Consider the following 22171-nt stretch of genomic DNA (forward strand, 5'->3'; position numbering starts at 1 on the left):
GGATAAGTAATGTTATTGTTTGCCTTTACAATAACGGCATGCAGCAATTCTTGCAATGGTTTTGAAGAACCGGATACAGAACAACCGAGACAATAGAATCTACCACCATAAAAACAAGATATTATGAATTTGAAAAGAATAATCATTGCCATAACGGTTGTTTTAATCGGTACAGGCAATATAAACGCACAAGATATGAAAACAGAAGTTCCAAAAATCAGTGACTTCCCGGTAGGGAAAGAGAATACTGGCTACGCACAGTATTTCACAGGTAAATCCTGGCTGGCACCTTTGACTACCAGCAAAGAATTAAATGTACCGATGTCCAACGTTACGTTTGAGCCCGGTTGCCGCAATAACTGGCACAGCCACACAGGCGGGCAACTACTGATTGCCGTAGGTGGTGTAGGCTATTATCAGGAACGCGGAAAGGCTGCACGCCGCCTGTTACCCGGCGATGTAGTAGAAATCGCTCCCAACATAGAACATTGGCACGGTGCCGCACCCGATAGTTGGTTCTCACACCTTGCCATAGCGTGCAATCCGCAAACGAATCAGAATACCTGGCTTGAGGTGGTGAATGATGAAGAATATGCGGAAGCTGTAAAAGACAGAAGCAGTAAGAATGGAAAGGATGAGAATAGAATTGAATTCTGCACGTACTGACTGTAATTGGTGCAGAACCCCAACTTCAATCACATCTTCAAGCCAATCTGAAAGTAGGGAACAGTAAGGAAACGCTGACTGCCACTGTCATACAATGTATGCCTTATATCGGTTTTCCGGCTGCAATAAAGGTACTGGATATTATCAAAGAAGCATAATACTTTCTTCCATAAATTCTTTATTGACACAACCGTTTTAGCAAATCTTCATGATCCGGGTAAAGTTTCGATAAATAATCGAACGTACCCAACTCAAAATCATCGAAGGTAAAACCGGGAGCAACGGCACAACTGACCAATGCATATCCGAAATGCGAAGGCAATTCAGCAGCAAACCAACATCCGGGTTCAATGGCAACCTGCTGTTCGCCCGAGAAGTCAGCAGTCATCAAGTGAGTAACTAATCTACCATCGGGATGGATCACATGTAGCATCAGGGGATATCCCGCATGGTAGTACCACACCTCGGGAGAAGTCAGTCTGTGAAAAGCTGATTTATCCTCATTTTCCAACAGGTAATAAATGGAGGTCATGGCTGATTTATCGTTATCAATCAGTTTTTCGGAACGAAATATTTCTTTGTAGTATCCACCTTCAGGATGGCGACTCATATTCAGATGATTTATCCAGTCAATTGCTTTCATACCTATATTATTATTAATCAATCCCGCTCTTCCGTGATAAACATCATAGAAAAGCGGGATTTATTATATTTAGAATCTCTTAAAGTCCACTGAAGTCAACTCCTTCAAACACTAATGAAGGAACCAGCCAGCTACGATCCGTACGAGCATCATTACCGATAGCCGCCAACGAGTTCCACAGCGTCAGGAAGTTTCCGGTAACATTCATTTCATTGACAGGCTGCGTCAACTTACCATTCTCAATAAGGAATCCTTCGATACCGTAAGAGAAGTCACCTGTGTTGCTATTGCTGTTACCACCATTCAAACCGGTAACAAGGATACCATTCGCTACATCAGCAATTAAACCATTAAGATCTTTATCACCCGGAGTAAGTACCAGACGCGACGGACCGCTAATAGTAGGAGCTACCCCCATCTTCTTGGCATTATAAGTATCAAAGAAGTAAGTCTTCAACACACCATTCTCAAAGATTGGACGATGTTCCGTTGCCACACCTTCGTTGTCGAAATAACGTGAACCATTGGCACCTATCACGTGCGGATCATCTATTACGGTCAGCTTATCAGAGAATACTTTCTGATCCAGTTTATCAATAAGGAAAGAGTTCTTTTGCTGCAAAGAGGAACCATAAAGAGCACTCAATACCGGGCTTAGCATACGTCCCGAATTTATCGGATCAACCACCATTGTGTATTTACCAGACTTAGCTTTCTTCTGTCCCAATTTACGCAATACACGTTCCAGTGCTACTGAGCCAATATCCGTTTTAGGCAATTTATCATAGAATAGGGAGCTTCCATACCAATAATCAGACGGACGGGCTTCACCCTCACCTTTGATGGCTACACTGGCAGAAACTGAATACCAGGTTGATTTGGATTCACCTTCAAAACCATTACTCATCAGACGGTAAGAAGCATTCTCACCATCACTGTATGAGGTCTCTACTGAGATGATACGGTCATTCTTACCCATAACTTCTCCAGCGGCAGCACGGGCCAAAGCTACTTTATCATCCGGATTGATACCAAAGATCTTATCATCGAACATCTGCAAATCGGGTTTCCCACCTGTATAATAGCGGGCAGGATCTGCCAATACACGGAATTCATCCGGAGCCAGATAACGGGTAGACTCGATACCATTCTTGATAAATGTTTCAAGTTCTTTCTTATCCAGACGGTTGGTAGAATAATTACCGTAACGTCCGTCTACGTATACGCTGATTCCCATGCCACTCTCAGAAGCCTGTTGCAGACGATCCATCTTAGCATCACGCAATTCAAAAGAAGTGTTTGAATTGGCATACAATACAACTTTGGCTGCCTGGCAACCATTCTTCAGAGCGAAATCCATCGCCCATTGAGCCAGTTTTTTATTATTATCTGTTATCATCAGTTCTCTCCTCCTACAGTTAATTTACTTACTAAAGCCGAGGGCATACCGCAAGTCACCGGACAAGACTGTCCGTCCTTACCGCATGTCCACGTACCGTTATCGATCTGGTCATTGCTTGCCACCATTGTGATGTCTGCCAATGCTTTCGGTCCGTTACCGATAATATTGATATCTTTGATAGGCTGCGTCAGCTTACCGTCTTCAATCATATAACCGAATTTTACGAAGAACGTAAAGTCACCTGCACCAATCTGCACCTGTCCGTTGGTGAATTGTTGTGCATAAATACCATTCTTTACAGTAGAGATGATATCTTCTTCCTTCATATCTCCGGCTTCCATATACGTGGCACGCATACGAGGAATAGGCACATTACGGAAAGTATCGCGACGTCCGTTTCCGGTAGGAGCCACACCGTAATGTTTAGAGCTGATACGGTCGTGCAGGTAACTGGTCAACACACCATCCTTCACGATATAAGTCTTCTGTCCTTCTATACCTTCATCATCGAAGTTTACAGAACCACGATTGAAAGGAATCGTACCGTCATCTACCACACTGATATGTTCATTACATACTTTCTTGTTCAATTGATCAGCAAAGATAGAAACATTCTTACGGTTGAAATCAGCTTCAAACGCATGTCCGATAGCTTCGTGCAACAAGATACCCGAACCGCCGGATGCCATCACCACAGGGAGTTCACCACCTTTAGGCTTAATGGCTTTAAACATGATTGCTGTATTGTCTACAACCTCGCGAGCTATCACTTCGATAATATCATCCGTCATAAACTCAAATCCTTTACGATAGGAACGAGTGGCGTAGTTATTTTCCATACGTCCGTTCTCTTCCATAATACAGAAAGCCATATAGGATACCATCGGACGGTAATCATAGTAAGTCACACCTTCTGAATTACAGAACAGCACATGTGTTGTGTTGTCGCTCAAAGAAGCCTGCACCTTACGTACACGATTATCCAACGCAAAGACTTTATCATTCAGTTTTTGAAGATAAGGCATTTTCTCTTTCAGACTCACTTCTTCCCAGGGAGTAACTACAGAGTAACGATCTCTTTCAATCGTCTTTTCCTTAAATGCAACAGGCTTTCCAGCCTTACCGGAAGAAGCAATACGGGCAGCCGTACGTGCGGCACGCAACATTTCTTCCAACGTCACACCTTCCACATAAGCATAACCGCTTTGGTCACCGGCTAACACACGCACCCCCATACCGAAGTCAATATTTGAACTGCAATTGTTCACTTTACCGTCCATCAGGGCTACAGCATTATTAAATGAGTGTTCAAAATAAAGGTCCGCATAATCTCCACCTTTTTCAAGTGCAGCAGCCAGCACCTTCTTCAGGTCTGCCTCCGTTACACCGAAATGGTTCATAGCCGCAGCTACAGCAGATTTGTTATCCGTGCCTCCCAAAGCTCCCCGTACCGTATCAGGCAAGGCAAGCGACGGAGCAGCCAGCGAACCTAATACTGCCAGACTCCCCATCCGTAAGAAATTCCGTCTATCCATCTTTTTATTCTTTTAGGATTACTAATAATCAAGTATATATTCTTTCAGTATATATGACGCTATTTAATATCATTTTGTCACAACTGAAACTAATTTTCTTTCGTCAACAGGCTTTCCAGTTCTTCCGCATTCAAGCGCAAATGGAATTGTCCCTTATAAGCTACGGAAATGGAACCGGTCTCTTCGGAAACGATAATAGCCAATGCATCGGATTCCTGAGAGATACCCATCGCTGCACGATGGCGCAGTCCCAGTTCCTTAGGTATGTCCAGATTGTGCGATACCGGCAGAATACATCCTGCCGCCTTTATCCGCCCCTTGCTGATCACCATCGCACCGTCGTGCAATGGGCTGTTCTTGAAAAAGATATTCTCTATCAAACGCTGGTTGATATCAGCGTTGATAACTTCACCCGTGCGTACCACATCGTCCAACGGGAAATTATGCTCAATCACAATCAAAGCTCCTACTTTCTGTTTACCCATGCTGATACATGCCATGACCACCGGCATGATTTCATCATGCTGCATATTCTCCTTCTTATTCCCAGTGAAGAAGCGTACCAATGCACTGGCATGCTGATGCGAACCAAGCGTCAGTAAGAAACGCCGTATCTCATCCTGAAAAAGGATGATAAGCGCTACCACACCCACGCTCACCAACTTGTCAAAGATGGAACCGAGCAACTTCATCTCCAATACCTGCGACACTACCAACCAGATCAATATGAATATCAGGATACCCGTAAACACATTGATGGAACCGGAAGCTTTCATCAGCTTATACGTATAGTAAAGCAGAAATGCAACCAGCAAAACGTCGATAATATCTTTTACTCCAATATCAAAAAACACGGTAGTTAGCTATTAATTATGAACTATTAATTATGAACGAAGTGACTTTTCCTCATCACTCTATCACTTATCACTATATCCTCGCATCGCTTCCACAATCTTCACCGTTTCCACGGCTTCGCGCACATCGTGCACCCGGAGGATGTCGGCACCTTTCATCAGACAGATGGTATCAAGCACCGTCGTTCCGTTCAACGCATCCTGCGGAGTGTTTCCCAGCAAACGGCATATCATCGACTTGCGGGAGACACCCACCAGCAAAGGTAATTCAAAAATTCGGAATTCTTCCAGATGCGCCAGCAGTTCATAATTATGTCCTATTGTTTTCCCAAAACCGAAACCGGGATCGAGAATCATATCCTTTACACCCAAATCACGTAATTGCTGCACTTTCCGGGCAAAATACATGAAAACTTCTTTCAGGAGGTTATCATAATGCGGATGCTGCTGCATACTTTGCGGAGTGCCCTGCATGTGCATCATGATATAAGGAACGTTTAGCTCCGCCACGGTGCGGAACATTTCCGCATCCATCTCTCCGGCAGCAATATCGTTGACAATTGCGACACCGTACTCTTCCACGCACATTCGGGCAACATCGGCACGGAAAGTATCTACGGAAACCACAGCATCGGGACAGGCTTTGCGAAGGACTTCCAACCCGAAACGCAGGCGTCCCATCTCTTCTCCGGCAGAAATATCAACGGCATCGGGACGGGAAGAGTAAGCACCAATGTCGATGATTCCGGCACCATCCGCCATAATTTGTTCCACACGGCCAGAGATCTCCGCTTCTGTCTGCATACGACTGCCGGAATAAAAAGAATCGGGAGTGACATTCAATATCCCCATAACGCAAGGGGTGGACAAATCCATTAACCGCCCGTTGACGTTTATATACTTAGGTTTCTGCGCATCCATGAACAGTTTTTCTTTTATATTTCTGCAAATGTAAACAAAAAAGTGGTAGTTAATGCATATCGGCAATCACAAAATAAACTATCTTTGCAACAAATACGAAGAGAAACTGCACTACAGCAGAAAGTTCGTGCTAATTTGCTGAAATGGAAAAACACTGCCTACTTATTATATTACGCCATGCGTTATGTCTCCTATTCGCACTGAGCTGTAGTATCCAAATCCAAAGCCAACGGAAAGACGTTGCCAAGGAATACAAGGTGGATGAAGTGCTGTACGCCTACTACATGCGCTGCAAAGCTTGTATCAACGACTCCATCGTGATGCAGATGTCAGACACGCTGTTCCGCATGGCAGGCGAGAAGAAAGACGCGCGGATGCAGGCCGTGGCCCTTTCCACCAAGCTGGATTACCATTACTACCTGCACAAGAACAAGGACAGCATCGTATATTATGTCAATATAGTAAAGAAGTTTGCAGAAGACAACGACCAGCTGAAATACTACTACTTCGCTTGGGGCAGACGCCTCATCACTTACTACATCAAGCAGGGACAGTACAACACCGCCCTCTACGAAGCGGACAAGATGATGAAAGATGCCGAAGCCAAGAAGTATCCCTCAGGCATGTCCAACGGATACAACACCCTGAGTACCATCTATCAGCTGAAATCACTGCACAAGCTTGCCGCCGAAAACAAAAAGAAAGAAATCGAGATTGTGCTGAAATACCGGACGGATACCTACAACCTCTCCAGCAACTACTCTCAGCTGGCAGACCTTCTTGTACAGCTGGGCGAGATGGAAGAGGCGAAAAAAGCGCTGGAAGAAGCCGCGAGGCTTGTCAATAGCAATGAGCAGGAATTCTATCTTTACAGCAGATCTGCCATCTACTGTTTAGCAAAGGGAGATCATCGGAAAGCCGATGAATGCCTGCAAAAGATGAAATACCTGCTGGACAACCACAAGGAATTGTCTCCAAAAAGAACAGAATATTACCAACGCCTGAGAGACTACTATATGCTGACGGAACAATACCAAAAGGCACTCCAGACGCAAACCTATATAGAAAAGAAAGGCACGGCAGATACACAAATAACCTCCTTGGTTAAGAAAGCCGTTATCTACCGCGACATGGGAGACTATAAAAAGGCCACGGAATATTACAGAAAGTACATCTTTCTGCAAGACTCCCTCGCCAAGGTGCAGGCAGACATCACCGCCAGCGAATACGCCGCCATGCTGAACGTGGCAACCCTGAGCAACGAAAAGAGCGAGCTGGAACAAGAGATACAGAAGAAAGAGCTTGCCAACAAACAGCGTGTCATCTTCTTCCTCGCCGTCACGTTGGCACTCGGACTGATTGTCCTCTACCGCGAACGGTTACTCAACAACCGGCTGCGCCACTCCCAGAAACAGCTTTCCGACAAGAACAAGGAACTGATAGCCTCGGAGCAGGAACTGCGCATCTCGCAAGCCGAACTGCTTGTAGCCAAGGAGCAAGCCGAGAAAGCCAGCAACATGAAGACCGAGTTCATACAGAACATGAGCCACGAGATACGCACGCCGCTCAACTCCATCGTGGGCTTCTCGCAAATCATCAGCAGCATGAGCATGGAGAACGATGATACCCGCGAGTATGCCGAAATCATAGAGCAGGGCAGCAATAACCTGCTGCATCTGGTGGACGACGTGCTGGACATCTCCAACCTGGACAGCGGCATTGGGATAGACACCAACCACGGCGTGGAAGCCACCGCCACCTGCCAGGAGTGCATCGTCCACATCAAACCCTACCTCAAACCGGGTGTCAACCTTGTGCTGCAAGCTCAGGATGAGGAGTTCTACTTCCTCAGCAACCCGCTGCGCCTGACGCAAATCCTGCAGCACCTGCTGAGGAACGCCGTCAAGTTCACCGAAAAGGGAACCGTCACCTTGGGGTGGCACAGGGACAAGACGCACATCCTCTTCACCGTCACCGACACGGGCATCGGCATTCCCAAGGACAAGCAGGACTTCGTGTTCGAGCGCTTTGCCAAGGTGGACACTTTCGTACAGGGCACCGGACTGGGGCTTTCCATCGGGCGCACCTGCGCCGAGAGGATGGGCGGAAGCCTGACGCTGGATCCGGAATACACCGGCGGCTCCCGCTTTGTGCTGACGCTGCCGCTAAAAGGCAGTACTAACGCCGAAAACGCTGAAAAGATAAACGAAACAGTATAACACCGGGAAAAGATAAAAAAACTATGCCGACAAAGACCTTCACGCCACATTGCCTCCTCCTCTGCCTGATGCTTCTCGCAGCCGGGGCAGGCATGCCCCTGTCGGCACAGAACAACCCCTACAAGATAGCAGACTCCCTCTACCCCCTCTACCAGCGTGCCACCCGCCTGCGTTCCCTCCCCGAAAGCCTTGCCACAGCCGACACGCTCTACCACCGCGCCACGAAACTGGGCGACAAGAAGGCGCAATGCCTGGCCCGCATCATCCCCCTGCAATACTACACCGACCGGAAAGACGAGCCGAACATTCTAAAAGCCCTGGAGGAGCTGAAAAAAATATCACGCGCCAACGGCTACCTGCAATACTACTATTACGGCTGGAACAACTACATCGTCTATCTGCTGAACAACAACCACTCCCTCACCGCCCTCAAGGAGGCCGAGGAGATGAAGCTGCAAGCCTTCGACGACCACCACGACTACGGCATCTATACCTGCATCAACACCATGGCCAACATCTACCAGTCACGCGGAAACAGCAAGATGGCTGTAGGCTACCAACTGGAACTGCTGAAGTTCATGCAGGAAAGACTGCCCGACCAAGACCCCACGCAAGTCTACCTGAAGATAGTAGCCCATTATCGGGGCGAAAGAGACTTCAAGCTTGCCGAAGAGTATGTGAGGAAAGCCGAAAAAAGCGTGAAGACCGAACAGATGCAGGCACGCATCCTGCTGGAGAAATGTATGCTGCGTTTCATGCAAGGGCAGTTCGATGAATTCAGCCGTTGTTACGAAGAAGCCACGAGAGCACTTAAAGGCAATAAATCGGCCGAGCCAAATTTCCCCTACGTAATGGTTTACAAGAAACTGATAGACAAGGATTACAAGCAGGCATACGCATTGGCCGACTCCCTCGCAGGCTCCATAGTTACCAAACTAAGCCTCTATATCATGATAGCGGAAGCCGAAGGCAACTACAAGCTCGCCAACGATGCCCGGAAAGCTACAGCCTACCACATGCAGGAACGGGCCAACCAGCTTCAATCCTCCGACCTCGCCGAGCTGAACGCCCAGATAGGCAACGAACGCCTGAAACTGGAGAATGTCCGTCTCGACCTGAAGAACACCGGTCTGTTGCTGGACAAGCGCGCGCTGGAAGTGAGCCAACTCAAGACACAAGCCCAGCTGCAACGCGCCGAGACCGAAAAGCAGCACGCTGAAGCCGAAAGGCAACGCGCGGAGACCGAGAAACTGCGTGCCGAAGCCGAAAAGCAGAAAACCCGGCTTGACCAGCAACGCACCGCCTCCCGCTATCAGATGGCGCTCTTCGGCATCGCCGTCGCCTTCATGGCATTCCTCCACCTGCGCCGCCGCCACAACCTCCGCCGCCTGCAGAAGAAGAACGAGGAACTGGCCGTGGCGCGAGACCAGGCACAGTCCGCCAACCGCATGAAGTCCCTCTTCATCCAGAACATGAGCCACGAGATACGCACCCCGCTCAACTCCATCGTGGGCTTCTCGCAACTCATCGCCAACCCCGACATGGAGCTGGAACCCGAAGAGGCGCAGGAATACAGCCAACTGATAGAAACCAACTCCGAACTGCTCACCACCCTTGTCAACGACCTCCTGGGATTGGCCGAACTGGAGAGCGGAAAGTACGTCACCAAGATGGCGCATCACAGCTGCAACGAGCTATGCCGCGAGTCCATCGCCACCGTCACCCACCGCAAGCCGCAGGACGTCAAGCTATACTACACCTCCGACGCGTCCGACGACTACCAGCTCACCACCGACGGGCAACGCGTTCGCCAAGTGCTCATCAACTTCCTCACCAACGCCGAGAAACATACCGGACAAGGCGAGATACACCTGCACTGCTCCCTCACCGAGACGCCCGGCCACGTCACCTTCTCCGTCACCGACACCGGCACCGGCATCCCGCCCGAACAGGCGGAGCACATCTTCGAACGCTTCGAGAAGCTGGACGACTTCACCCAAGGCTTCGGACTGGGGCTGAACATCTGCCGCCTGATAGCAGAATACCTGAACGGCACCGTGAAACTGGACACGGGCTATAGGAAAGGGGCCAGATTCCTCTTCATACTGCCCGCAAGCAGCTCATAGCACAGCATAGCAAAGTACCCCCGCATCGTGCCACCCGCGCATCGTGCACAAGATATAAATCCTTAAACAAACGTCGATATGACAAAGCAAGACATTTTAAGCAACTACGTAGAGAGAATACTCGAAGAAGGCCACTGGCTGGAAACCACCAAGTCAGCCTTCATCGTAGTCGACCATCACCTGAACATACTCTACCACAACAACAAGGAGGTATGCAAAGTAAACAAGAAGCTTCAGCAGCCGGGCGACTTCCTGCACTGCACCAACGCCACCCACAGCCCGGACGGCTGCGGCACCTCCGAGTACTGCGCCGAATGCAAGCTCCGCAACTCCGTGAAGAAGGCGCTCTCCACCAGCCAGCCCGTCAACGAGGAAGTGGTGCTCTCGCTGGACGACAACCAGAAGCTGGTGCTGCAGGAGACCGCCACCCCCTTCGAGTTCGAGGGCAACCGGTACGCCGCCATCTTCGTGGTCAACGTGTCCGACCGCAAGCAGGAGCAGATGCTGGAACGCGTCTTCTTCCACGACATGATGAACCTGGTGGGCGCGCTGGGCAGCTTCGTCAACATCCTCAGGGAGTCTCCCGAACAAGAGATACTGGACGAAGTGAAGAAGCTCACCGACCAGATAATGGACGAGCTCTCCACCCAGAAAGAACTTCTCTATGCCGAGAACGGCATACTCACCCTGCAGCCGGGCGACATCACCGTAGAGGAGTTCCTCACCTACGCCGCCCACTCGCTCCGCCCGATGGCAGAGGCGAGGGAGCACGAGCTGGTCATCCGCAACGACTGCCGGGAAGAAATCACCATCCGCACCGACATGAAGCTGCTGCACCGCATCGTGCTGAACATGGTGAAGAACGCCGTAGAGGCATCCCCCCAAGGTTCCGACATCACCCTCACCGCAACGCCCGCCGAGGATGCCGTCCGCTTCGCGGTGCACAACGACAGCGTGATACCCGAGGACTTCCGCGGCTCCATCTTCCACTTCGGCCTCTCCACCAAGGGCGAAGGGCGCGGCATAGGGACGTACAGCATGAAGCTCTTCGGCGAGAACTACCTGAAAGGGAAAGTGTGGTTCGCCACCGGCAAGGCGGAAAAGGGAACGACGTTCTACTTCGAGATACCCCTGCGGGCAGAATTATAATGCACCGGATGCATCGCCTCCCCCCGCTGCAAAATGAAGTTCCTGCGGAACGGCACTTATACGGGTATCGTATAAGACCTGATACGGGTATCGTATAAGACCTGATACGGGTGCCGTACTAGACTTGATACGGGTGCCGTACTAGACTTGATACGGGTGCCGTACTAGACCTAGTACGGGTGCCGTACCAGTACGGGATACTTCAAACCGATATACAGCAAGATCTCCCTCAAGGCTATTAACGCCCCAAAACTGTCCGGGAACTTCTGTCGCGCATTCGTTCAGGCACGGAATTACGCGGAACTCAAGAGAGTAGATTATCGGATGAAATAGATTAACGTAGCAAATTAAGCCCTATCTTTGCACCCCAGAATCAAAACCATACAAAGAAGATTATGAACATTACCTCCCTCTATCAGATATTCCTGGCATGCACCTGCGTCACCACCGACAGCCGCAACTGCCCTCAAGGCTCCCTCTTCATCGCCCTGAAAGGCGAGACCTTCAACGGAAACGCCTACGCCGCCAAAGCCCTGGAGCAAGGCAGCGCCTACGCCGTGGTGGACGAACCCGCCTACGCACCTGCCGGAGATACACATTATATATTAGTGGACAACTGCCTGCACACCCTGCAACGACTTGCCAATTATCACCGCACCCAACAGGGCACCCGCATCATCGGCATCACCGGCACCAACGGCAAGACCACCACCAAGGAATTGCTCTCCGCCGTACTCTCGCAAAGCCACAACGTACTCTACACGCAAGGCAACCTCAACAACCACATCGGCGTGCCCCTCACCCTGCTGCGCCTGCAAGCCCACCACGACCTCGCCGTCATCGAAATGGGCGCCAGCCACCCCGGCGACATCCGCGAACTGGTGGAGATAGCCGAACCTGACTACGGCCTCATCACCAACGTGGGCAAAGCCCACCTGGAAGGCTTCGGCTCCCTCGACGGCGTCATCAAGACCAAAGGCGAACTCTACGACTTCCTGCGCCGCCGCGGCGATTCCACCGTCTTCATCCATCACGACAACCCCTACCTGAAGGAAATCTCCCGGGGACTGAATCTGATTCCCTACGGCACGGAAGACGGACTGTACGTCAACGGCCACATCACCGGAAACTCCCCTTACCTGGCCTTTGAGTGGAGAGCCGGCCGAGAAAACGAACGCCACGAGGTGCAGACACAACTCATCGGCGAATACAACTTCCCCAACGCCCTGGCAGCCGTCACCATCGGCCGCTTCTTCGGCGTGGAACCGGACAAGATAGGCCGTGCCCTGAACCAGTACGTGCCGCAGAACAACCGCTCGCAGCTGAAAAAGACCGCCGACAATACCCTGATTATCGATGCCTACAACGCCAATCCCACCAGCATGATGGCCGCGCTTGCCAACTTCCGCAACATGCAGGCAGAAAACAAAATGCTGATTTTAGGAGATATGAGGGAACTGGGGAAGGATGGACCGGAAGAGCATCAGAAGATCGCAGACTTCCTGACGGCGGAATGCGGTTTCAAGGACGTAATGCTGGTAGGCGAACTATTTGCCGCTGCCAAGCATAATTTCCCGACTTATCCGAATGCCCCGGCGGTCATCGAAGCTTTACAGAAAAGTAAGCCTCATGGAAAAACAATCCTTATCAAAGGATCGAACGGAATTAAACTGAGTACGGTGATTGATTATTTATAGTCAATCACCATTATTGTTTCTTTGCCATTCGCAGACGTAATACAAAATATCCTATCAGCGAGGCAATCAGCGCTCCTGTTGTATTTGCAGCAAAGTCCAGCCAATCGCCTCCACGATAAGTAGTGCAGTATTCCTGCAACAATTCTACCATTCCACTAAATAATACCGGACAGACAAACGCTCCTACCCACGCATGCCACAATGGAGAATCTCCTTTTTGGTGCGCCCGCAGGAATTCCAGCCACAACATACCGGACATCCCTAAATACATACAAATATGTACGATTTTATCAATATTAGGAATATTGCTCAAATCGGTGGTAGGCGGTTTAAAGAACGACAAATAGATTACCGTCAGTATAATCAGTAATGATACCGGATATTTCTTAATATAGTATAGCATATCTCAATTTATGAACGATTTGCGCGCAAAAGTACAGAACATTTTCTATATTTGCATGTTCTAGTAGAGAATAATAACGAAATGAAAGAAAAATCTACTTTTTTATGACTAAAAATGACAGAGCCAATTTTGGAAGCAAATTAGGTGTCATACTTGCTTCGGCAGGTTCCGCGGTCGGTCTGGGTAACATCTGGCGATTTCCCTATGAGACAGGTAATCACGGCGGTGCTGCGTTTATTCTCATCTACTTAGCATGTGTACTTATATTGGGAATTCCTATCATGGTATCCGAATTTCTCATCGGACGTCATTCACGCGCCAACACCGCCGGTGCTTATCAAAAACTGGCACCGGGTACACACTGGCGTTGGGTAGGTCGTATGGGAGTACTGGCAGGTTTTCTGATCTTGAGCTACTATTCCGTAGTGGCTGGCTGGACACTGGAATTCATCGGTGAAGCTGTTACCGATAACTTTGCCGGAAAAACGGCAGCCGATTATATCAATACATTTAATTCCTTCTCTTCTAATCCCTGGCGTCCCGTTATCTGGCTGTTACTCTTTCTTCTTGCCACCCACTTCATCATCGTGAAAGGGGTGGAAAAAGGTATTGAAAAGTCTGCCAAAATTATGATGCCGATGTTATTTATTCTGTTAATCATACTGGCAGGCTGTTCCATTGCATTACCAGGCTCCGATGCCGGTCTGGAATTTCTTCTAAAACCGGAATGGGATAAGGTAACTACCAACGTATTCCTGAGTGCCATGGGACAGGCCTTCTTCTCCCTGAGTCTGGGAATGGGATGCCTTTGCACCTATGCATCGTATTTCAAAAAAGACACGAATCTGACGAAAACTGCTTTCAGCGTCAGTATTATCGATACATTCGTCGCCATATTGGCAGGACTTATCATCTTTCCTGCTGCATTCTCGGTGGGTATTCAGCCGGATGCCGGTCCGAGTCTTATCTTCATTACACTACCCAATGTATTCCAACAGGCATTTAGCGGAATACCTTTATTAGCTTATATATTTTCAGTCATGTTTTATATTCTTCTGGCAGTTGCAGCACTGACTTCCACCATCTCTATGCACGAAGTGGTGACGGCTTATCTGCACGAGGAATTCCACTTGAGCCGGAAACGCGCGGCAAGCTTCGTTACGGGCGGTTGTATGTTTTTGGGAACCTTATGTTCTCTTTCATTGGGAGTAGGTAAAGGATATACTCTGTTCGGCTTGAATTTATTCGACATGTTCGACTTTGTCACAGCTAAGATCATGTTGCCGTTAGGTGGTCTGTGCATTTCTATCTTTACCGGTTGGTATCTGAATAAAAAGATTGTCTGGGAAGAAGTCAGCAACAACGGAACACTGAAAGTAACGTTCTACAAATTGCTGATTTTCATATTGAAGTTTATAGCTCCGATAGCAATTTCACTCATCTTTATTAAGGAATTGGGATTCTTGAAATTGTAGGAGATGCAGAATCTATTTAAAGATTTCTTTTACTTTTCCCGGGGAGAAAAGCGAGGTATCCTGATGCTCATAGCGACTATCTGTATCGTTTTTCTCGCAGGGTATCTTATATCCGCCTGGCAACGAAGAGATCAGACCTCCCCGAATGACAGGGCTATACAAGCTACCGCCCAACAGGAATATGAAGAATTCATAGCTTCACTGGAAGAAAAAGAGCAATCCGATGAAAAACAATATACGAGTTATAAGCAAAAGAAAGAAGAAAGCATTCCCGTCATCCTGGCTTCTTTCAATCCCAATACGGCAGACTCCATAACATTCCGACACTTAGGACTACCAGCATGGATGACAAAGAATATCCTGCACTATCGGGCAAAAGGCGGCAAATTCCGTAAAACGGAAGATTTTAAAAAGATATATGGAATGACAGAAGATCAATACTCTGTTCTGTCACCTTACATACATATCCCACCGGAAGACACAGTACGTCATACACCACAACTGTATATTACAGAAACTGTACCAGTGGAAAATATAAAATATAAAACCGGCACTATTCTTGATCTTAATCGCGCTGACACAACCGAATTAAAAAAGATTCCGGGTATCGGAAGCGGTATTGCCCGCCTGATTGTGGGTTATCGGCAACGCCTTGGCGGATTCTACCAAATAGAACAATTAAAGGATATCAATCTGGATACTCGGCAACTGCAAGCATGGTTCAGTATCGACCCGACGAATGTTCACCGCATTAACCTGAACCGCACCGGTGTAGACAGATTGCGCTCCCACCCTTACATCAACTTCTATCAGGCTAAAGCTATTGTAGAATATCGTAAGAAAAAAGGCTCGCTAACAAGCCTTAAACCTTTCTCCCTTTACGAGGAATTTACAAAAGCTGATTTGGACAGAATCAGCCACTATATCTGCTTTGAATAAATAAAATATTTCCCCTCTGATGCAACTTTAATCTCCTCTTCTTCGTCTAATCAATAGAAAACAACCTGAAACAGGACAGGCCATTCTGGAATTAGGAATTAAAATAAAAAAATCACAATGAAAAGATTATTAATAGCCATACTGATGGTCAGTATGGTACAGGGAGTATTTGCTCAAAAAATAGAGATAAAAGGTACTGTACGCAATGCAACAGACAATGAAGCCACAGAATTTGTAAACGTCGTGCTGCAAACAACCGACTCCGTCTTTGTAAATGGCGTGTCTACCAACAATCACGGAAGTTTCATTTTCAATAAAGTAGAAGCTGGCAATTACCGATTGGTTCTTTCCAGTGTTGGATACAACACACAATACATCACATTGAACGGAGTAAAACGTAACACAGATCTGGGAGATATTCTTCTGGAAGATGCCTCAGTAGCCCTGGAGGGTGTAACCATCAATGGTTCCAGTCAAATCAGCCGTCCCGACCGGAAACTGGTATTCCCTTCCGAACGCCAGATGAAAGTCTCCACCAATGGAGTCAATCTGTTACAAGAACTGATGCTCCCACGTATCCAGGTCAATCCGATGAATAACGAAATCGGAATATCCGGTGGAGGTGAATTACAAATACGTATCAACGGAGCCAAGGCAGATATCAATGAGATAAAAGCTCTGCGCCCCGCCGATATCATCCGTATAGAATATCATGACAATCCCGGATTACGTTATGGTAATGCGGAAATCGTACTCGATTACATCGTTCGCCGCCCCGATACGGGAGGAAGCTTCGGCACCGATCTCAGTCAAGGTATCAATGCAATGTGGGGAAACTACAACGTATTCGGTAAAGTCAATCATAAAAAATCAGAATTCGGTCTTTCTTACTACATGGGTCCCCGCGATTTCTACGGTATGTATCGGGATAATGAAGAAACATTCCGCTTAGCAGATGGAAATACCATTCAGCGCGTAGAAAAGGGAGAACCCAGCCATGCCATGTTGTTTATGCAAAATCTGAATGTCAGTTACAGCCTTCAGGCATCCAAGAACTCTCTCTTCAGTGCCACATTCCGCCTGCGTGGGAATAATCAGCCCAATTGGGATTACCAGGGAGTGCTCTATAATGTGAATGATGAAACAGATATGGTAAATATGATAGACCGCACCAAGAATAGCTGGACTCGCCCCTCTTTAGACCTCTACTATCAGCAAAACCTAAAAAATAAGCAGACGTTGGTATTCAATCTGGTAGGAACTTACAACCGGGAGAAGTCGCACCGCATCTATCAGGAAAGCCTACACAACGAAATGCTGACTGACATTAACAACAATGTATTGGGTGACAAATACTCCTTAATCGGAGAAGCCATTTACGAAAAGCAGTTCTCAAAAGGAAATGCATTGAGTTTTGGCTTACAGCACACCCAGTCCTATTCTAACAACGAATACAGAAACGGACATAATTATGATACCCGGATGAACCAGGGAAACAGTTACATATTCAGTGAATACCGTGGTAAGATAAACAAACTGGATTATAGATTAGGAATCAGTCTAACCCGTTTCTATTACAACCAAAGCGGGAATGATGATTCTTCTAAAAAGTACAGTGTAAACCCGAAAGCTACATTGCATTACACTTTTTCCGAGAACTCATACCTCCGTTTGAAAGCCGAAGTATTCAATGCAACTCCTTCATTGAGTGACCTGAGTGCTATAGAACAAACTATAGACTCTTTCCAGATACGCCGTGGTAATCCAAATCTGAAATCGTACATGTGCTATCGCACGGAACTGACTTATGAGTGGAAGAAAGGCATTTTCTACAGCAATCTATGGGGTGCATATGATTACCGTCCCAATGCCATTATGGATGAAAAGTTACAGGAAGACAATAAAATAGTACAAACATGGGATAACCAGAAAGACTGGCAAAAATTATCCGGACGTCTGATGCTTCGTGTAGGTCCACTATGGGATATGCTACAACTTTCATTTACAGGAGGAGTGAACCATTATATGAGTCATGGAAACAATTATTCTCATACTTATACCAACTGGTATTACGAAGGACAAGCTTCATTCAATTACAAACGATTCTCCCTGTTCTGGCAGATCAATACCAATTGGAACAACTTTTGGGGAGAAACCCTCTCAGGAGGAGAAAACATCCAGATATTAGGTCTATATTATAAATATAAAGATCTCCGTTTAGGCGTAGGTGCTTTCAACCCATTCACTGATAATTATAAAGTAGAGAATGAGAATTGGAATCAATTTGCCTCGTACAAGACTAAAAGCTATATTAAAGAAAGCTCACGTATGTTTCTAGTCAGCTTATCCTACAATTTTTCTTTTGGGCGTAAGTTCAAAGCAACACAAAGAAAAGTAAACAATAGCGATAATGAATCAGGAGTAATGAGTACGGGGAAATAAGATCAAACTATTTCCCCGTCAACCATGTGCACCGTACGGTCCGTAATCTGTGCCAGTCCTTCATCGTGAGTGACAATAACAAATGTTTGTCCGAAACGATTGCGAAGATCGAAGAAAAGCTGATGCAATTCTTCCTTATTATGAGTATCCAGGCTACCCGAAGGTTCGTCAGCCAGTATCACAGCCGGATGATTAATAAGAGCACGGGCTACGGCCACACGTTGTTTTTCCCCACCTGAAAGTTCATTGGGCTTATGCCCGGCACGATCAGTCAGTCCCATAAACTCCAACAATTCCAGCGCAGATGCAGTAGCCTCTTTCTGCCCCACACCGGCAATAAATGCAGGTATCATCACGTTTTCCAATGCCGTGAATTCTGGTAAAAGCTGGTGGAACTGAAAGACAAACCCGATATGTTTGTTACGGAAAGCCGACAGTTCCTTCTCCTTCATGCGACTGACCAAAGTACCGTCGATCGTTATCGTTCCGCTATCAGGGGCATCCAAGGTTCCCATAATCTGAAGCAAAGTAGTCTTTCCCGCTCCACTCGGACCAACAATACTAACGATCTCGCCCTTATCTATGTTCAAATCGATTCCCCGCAGAACTTGCAGGCTACCGAAACTCTTGGTTATTCCTTGTAATTGTATCATACATGCTTCATTTTTATCTAATGAATGATTACTTAAGTACTGATTCTTTGCCAATAAGATGGCAAAAGATGTGCTTGCTGATTATAATCTCTTCAACACATACTCCGCCAGATAACATCCGAATACCGCCGGCATATAGCTAACAGTTCCACATGTCGATTTCTTATTCATTTCATCCTCAGTCAGCAGTACCGCTTTCGGATCTGCCTGCTCCGTACTGAACACTACCGGCAGTTTACGCTTAATTCCCATTTTCTGGAGTCGTTTTCTGACCGCTTTGCTCAGCCCGCAATGATAGGTATCCCATATATCGGCAAAGTGAACCTGGGTTATATCACTTTTTGCACCGGCTCCCATGCTGGAAACTATCTTAATATGTCGCTTCATAGCCTCTGCAATCAAATGGCATTTTGGGGACAATGTATCAATAGCATCCACTACAAAATCATAGGAGGCCGCGTCCAGCAGTTCAGGAATATTTTCATCTTTCAGAAATACGGGCAATACGGTCAGTTCAATCTCCGGATTAATGTCCCGGAAGCGTTTCTCCAGAATTTCCGCCTTACTCATCCCCAGCGTAGAATGTAAAGCCGGAAGCTGACGGTTCAGATTCGTTGGTTGTACCGTATCTGCATCCACAATCGTCATACGCCCTACTCCCGCGCGACAAATCATTTCCGCCGCATACGCTCCTACTCCACCCAGGCCTACTACAAGCACATGCGCCTGCCGTAGCCGTTCCATCTTTTCATCACCCAACAAGAGTTGTGTTCTTTGCCGCCAATCTTCCATTCTCACTTTATCCCCCTATCACTTATCACTCTTTCTAAACCATTTATAGAACCATTTACCCACCTTTTCATAATGCTGATCCTCATTATTGCCACGCGGATTAGAGAATGACAACATATCTTGAGGCTCACCCAATTGATCCGGATACAGCACTATCAAACTATTATTAGCAAAATACTTTCCTAATTGCGCGGGAAGTCTCTCAAATGCAGGATCATAAGAGATAGAACCACGACGGGCACTGATAATCACGAGTAAATGATCATAATTCACCTGCCCGGTCAGCAACAGCAAATCTCCCCAATCGTCCAAACGAGAAAAATCAGTCATGGTGGAGCTAAATCTTTTCTTCACCAGAATTTGTAAAAGCGTGGTTGTTTCTTCGTTAGCGAAGAAATGCACCCGGCACCCCAATGTATTTCCCATACGGCAGAAATGTTCCACCCATTTCTGGAAACCGGCTTCATATTCCGCTTTGGGCGGAACGGCAATATTAATTCTCCGTAAAGTATTAATCGGCATCAGGAACTTAGCAATCATTACTTCCCGATGCAAGCCTTTCAGTAAATTCTCAGCCAACATGCCAAAGAAAGAGTCCACAATAGTTGCCTTACGGTGCAGACCGATTACTACATCCGTCACTCCATGTTCCTTAGCCGTGTGTATAATACCCGAAGCAATATTTAGGTCATAACGGCTAATCAACTTTAACGGAACATCCGCTGAAGCCGTTATCATCGCCGCTTTCTCCAGATAACGTTTTCCACGGAGTTCCAGAGTTTCCGATGCATTATTATCATTAATAACGTTCAGTGCCAACAGATTATCCCTCTGCTTCGGGTCACGTATCACCAATGACAGATTTACCAAGTCTTCAATCGTATCCGGATTTGCAACCGGTATCAAGATCTTCTCTAGTTCTGCCGGACGTTTTTCATCCTCCAAATGAGCCTCATCAATAGCTATTTTACGGGCAGCGCGTTCAGTAATAAACGAACTCACCACGCAAGTCACAAGGATAAGCAACACAGTACCGTTCAGCACATCATCATTCAGCAATCTTTCACCATTGGGCAAGATAATGTTATATCCGACCAAGACGGCAGCCAGTGTGGCAGCAGCCTGGGCATTACTTAAGCCGTACATCAACTCCCGCTCAATGGCTCCCATCTTATAGATTTTCTGTGTCAGCCAGCAGGCAATCCATTTACCGGTCAAAGCAACCGCTATCATTACTCCTGCCACCTTCAGAGCATCACCATGACCAAAAATCACATGTATATCAATCATCATTCCCACACCAATCAAGAAGTAAGGAATGAAAAGCGCATTACCTACAAATTCCAAATGATTCATCAACGGGGAAACATGGGGGATCAACCGGTTCAACACCAGCCCCGCAAGGAATGCACCAAGGATACCCTCCATTCCTACAAATTCCATCAATCCTGCCCCCAGAAATACCATGGCAAGCACAAAGATGAACTGCATTACATTATCATCGTACCTACGGAAGAACCAACGACCGATACGGGGGAAAAAGTACATGATCAATCCGCCAAGGAAAACGACTTTGACCACCAGCCATACCCAAAACAATCCACCGGATTCTCCTTTAAACATACCACCTACTACGGCCAGCACCAACAGCGTAAGTGTATCAGTCACCGCTGTACCTCCTACGGCAATACTGACACTTCGATGTCGGGATACACCATATCGGATAACAATGGGATATGCTACCAGAGTATGTGAAGCATACATACTTGCCAACAGGACTGAAGTGATCAAACTATACTTCAAGAAAGTCATGTTTACCACCAGACCGATCATGATTGGAATAATAAAAGCTAATAATCCCAGCATTACGGCCTTTCCCCGATTCTGCTTGAAATCCACCATATTCATTTCCAGACCGGCCAGAAACATTATATAGTATAAACCCACTTTACCAAACAGTTCAAAACTACTATCCCGCGCCAGAATATTAAATCCATGCTCACCAATAACCAATCCCGCCAATATCATACCAATGATATGTGGAATACGCAATCTATTCAACAAAATGGGAGCAAACAATATGATAAGCAGTACAAGGAGGAATATCCATGTAGGATCAGTAATCGGAAGTTTCAGACTGAAGTCAAATAAGTCCATGGGCTTCAAGTTTTAGGTTTTACGTTGCAAAATAACAAAAAAGTTTTCATTTTATACGTTGTCATACAGCAAATTGTTATAAATTTGCAGCCAATTCT

The 22171-nt window shown here is 47.0% G+C and carries 18 protein-coding genes; 9 read left to right on the plus strand and 9 right to left on the minus strand.

Annotation, left to right across the window (positions count from 1 at the left end; genetic code table 11):
• The first annotated feature begins 195 nt into the window (after positions 1–195).
• Together BN161_RS18750 and BN161_RS30655 are read left to right on the plus strand one after the other, a co-directional pair.
• Positions 196–666 carry a cupin domain-containing protein gene (locus BN161_RS18750; RefSeq protein ID WP_244436555.1) on the plus strand — a complete coding sequence of 157 codons (471 nt, stop codon included), beginning with the start codon at positions 196–198 and terminating at the stop codon, positions 664–666.
• Between the two features lie 47 nt (positions 667–713).
• Positions 714–824, plus strand: coding sequence for a hypothetical protein (locus BN161_RS30655; RefSeq protein WP_244436559.1), 111 nt, complete (start codon positions 714–716; stop codon positions 822–824).
• Positions 825–844: 20 nt separating this feature from the next.
• Here the strand turns inward: BN161_RS30655 and BN161_RS18755 are convergent, their stop codons facing one another.
• From BN161_RS18755 to folP, 5 genes are all read right to left on the minus strand, one after another.
• Complete coding sequence (locus BN161_RS18755; RefSeq protein WP_044269272.1) at positions 845–1309, minus strand: cupin domain-containing protein; 465 nt, start codon at positions 1307–1309, stop codon at positions 845–847.
• A gap of 79 nt (positions 1310–1388) precedes the next feature.
• Positions 1389–2708, minus strand: a complete 1320-nt coding sequence (locus BN161_RS18760; protein ID WP_044269274.1) for a TldD/PmbA family protein — start codon at positions 2706–2708, stop codon at positions 1389–1391.
• Positions 2708–4246, minus strand: a complete 1539-nt coding sequence (locus BN161_RS18765) for a TldD/PmbA family protein (RefSeq protein ID WP_044269277.1) — start codon at positions 4244–4246, stop codon at positions 2708–2710. Before BN161_RS18765 ends, BN161_RS18760 begins: the two co-directional genes overlap by 1 nt.
• An 89-nt stretch (positions 4247–4335) precedes the next feature.
• Positions 4336–5100, minus strand: a complete 765-nt coding sequence (gene cdaA / locus BN161_RS18770; protein ID WP_007210672.1) for a diadenylate cyclase CdaA — start codon at positions 5098–5100, stop codon at positions 4336–4338.
• Between the two features lie 63 nt (positions 5101–5163).
• Positions 5164–6021, minus strand: coding sequence for a dihydropteroate synthase (gene folP, locus BN161_RS18775; RefSeq protein ID WP_044269279.1), 858 nt, complete (start codon positions 6019–6021; stop codon positions 5164–5166).
• 257 nt (positions 6022–6278) lie between these two features.
• Between folP and BN161_RS18780 the strand changes: the two genes are divergently transcribed.
• The 4 genes from BN161_RS18780 to BN161_RS18795 all read left to right on the plus strand — a co-directional run bounded on the left by BN161_RS18780 (position 6279) and on the right by BN161_RS18795 (position 13212).
• Complete coding sequence (locus BN161_RS18780; protein WP_244436556.1) at positions 6279–8240, plus strand: tetratricopeptide repeat-containing sensor histidine kinase; 1962 nt, start codon at positions 6279–6281, stop codon at positions 8238–8240.
• A gap of 23 nt (positions 8241–8263) precedes the next feature.
• Positions 8264–10366, plus strand: a complete 2103-nt coding sequence (locus BN161_RS18785; protein ID WP_044269282.1) for a sensor histidine kinase — start codon at positions 8264–8266, stop codon at positions 10364–10366.
• A gap of 78 nt (positions 10367–10444) precedes the next feature.
• Positions 10445–11515, plus strand: coding sequence for a sensor histidine kinase (locus BN161_RS18790; protein ID WP_044269284.1), 1071 nt, complete (start codon positions 10445–10447; stop codon positions 11513–11515).
• Between the two features lie 395 nt (positions 11516–11910).
• Entirely contained in the window at positions 11911–13212 is a 1302-nt protein-coding gene (locus tag BN161_RS18795; protein WP_044269287.1) for a UDP-N-acetylmuramoyl-tripeptide--D-alanyl-D-alanine ligase, read from the plus strand.
• Between the two features lie 10 nt (positions 13213–13222).
• Here BN161_RS18795 and BN161_RS18800 read toward each other — a convergent pair whose 3' ends face one another.
• The gene (locus tag BN161_RS18800; protein ID WP_044269289.1) at positions 13223–13615 is read right to left on the minus strand and encodes a VanZ family protein; all 393 of its coding nucleotides are present in this window, start codon (positions 13613–13615) and stop codon (positions 13223–13225) included.
• A 104-nt stretch (positions 13616–13719) separates the two neighbouring features.
• Here BN161_RS18800 and BN161_RS18805 point away from each other — a divergent pair, with 104 nt between their 5' ends.
• The 3 genes from BN161_RS18805 to BN161_RS18815 all read left to right on the plus strand — a co-directional run bounded on the left by BN161_RS18805 (position 13720) and on the right by BN161_RS18815 (position 18471).
• Positions 13720–15090 (plus strand): sodium-dependent transporter, encoded by a 1371-nt coding sequence (locus BN161_RS18805; protein WP_044269291.1) that lies wholly within the window; start codon positions 13720–13722, stop codon positions 15088–15090.
• Positions 15091–15093: 3 nt separating this feature from the next.
• A complete protein-coding gene (locus BN161_RS18810; RefSeq protein ID WP_044269293.1) occupies positions 15094–16029 on the plus strand; it encodes a helix-hairpin-helix domain-containing protein in 936 nt (311 codons plus the stop codon).
• Positions 16030–16146: 117 nt separating this feature from the next.
• Positions 16147–18471, plus strand: a complete 2325-nt coding sequence (locus BN161_RS18815) for a TonB-dependent receptor (protein WP_044269295.1) — start codon at positions 16147–16149, stop codon at positions 18469–18471.
• A 2-nt stretch (positions 18472–18473) separates the two neighbouring features.
• Here the strand turns inward: BN161_RS18815 and BN161_RS18820 are convergent, their stop codons facing one another.
• The 3 genes from BN161_RS18820 to BN161_RS18830 form a co-directional block, all read right to left on the minus strand.
• Positions 18474–19124, minus strand: coding sequence for an ABC transporter ATP-binding protein (locus BN161_RS18820; RefSeq protein WP_044269297.1), 651 nt, complete (start codon positions 19122–19124; stop codon positions 18474–18476).
• 81 nt (positions 19125–19205) lie between these two features.
• A complete protein-coding gene (locus BN161_RS18825) occupies positions 19206–19916 on the minus strand; it encodes a tRNA threonylcarbamoyladenosine dehydratase (RefSeq protein ID WP_044269299.1) in 711 nt (236 codons plus the stop codon).
• Between the two features lie 18 nt (positions 19917–19934).
• Positions 19935–22073 (minus strand): cation:proton antiporter, encoded by a 2139-nt coding sequence (locus BN161_RS18830; RefSeq protein ID WP_044269301.1) that lies wholly within the window; start codon positions 22071–22073, stop codon positions 19935–19937.
• Between the last annotated feature and the right edge of the window lie 98 nt (positions 22074–22171).

This window comes from Bacteroides timonensis (assembly GCF_000513195.1).
In the GTDB taxonomy this organism is placed as follows: domain Bacteria; phylum Bacteroidota; class Bacteroidia; order Bacteroidales; family Bacteroidaceae; genus Bacteroides; species Bacteroides timonensis.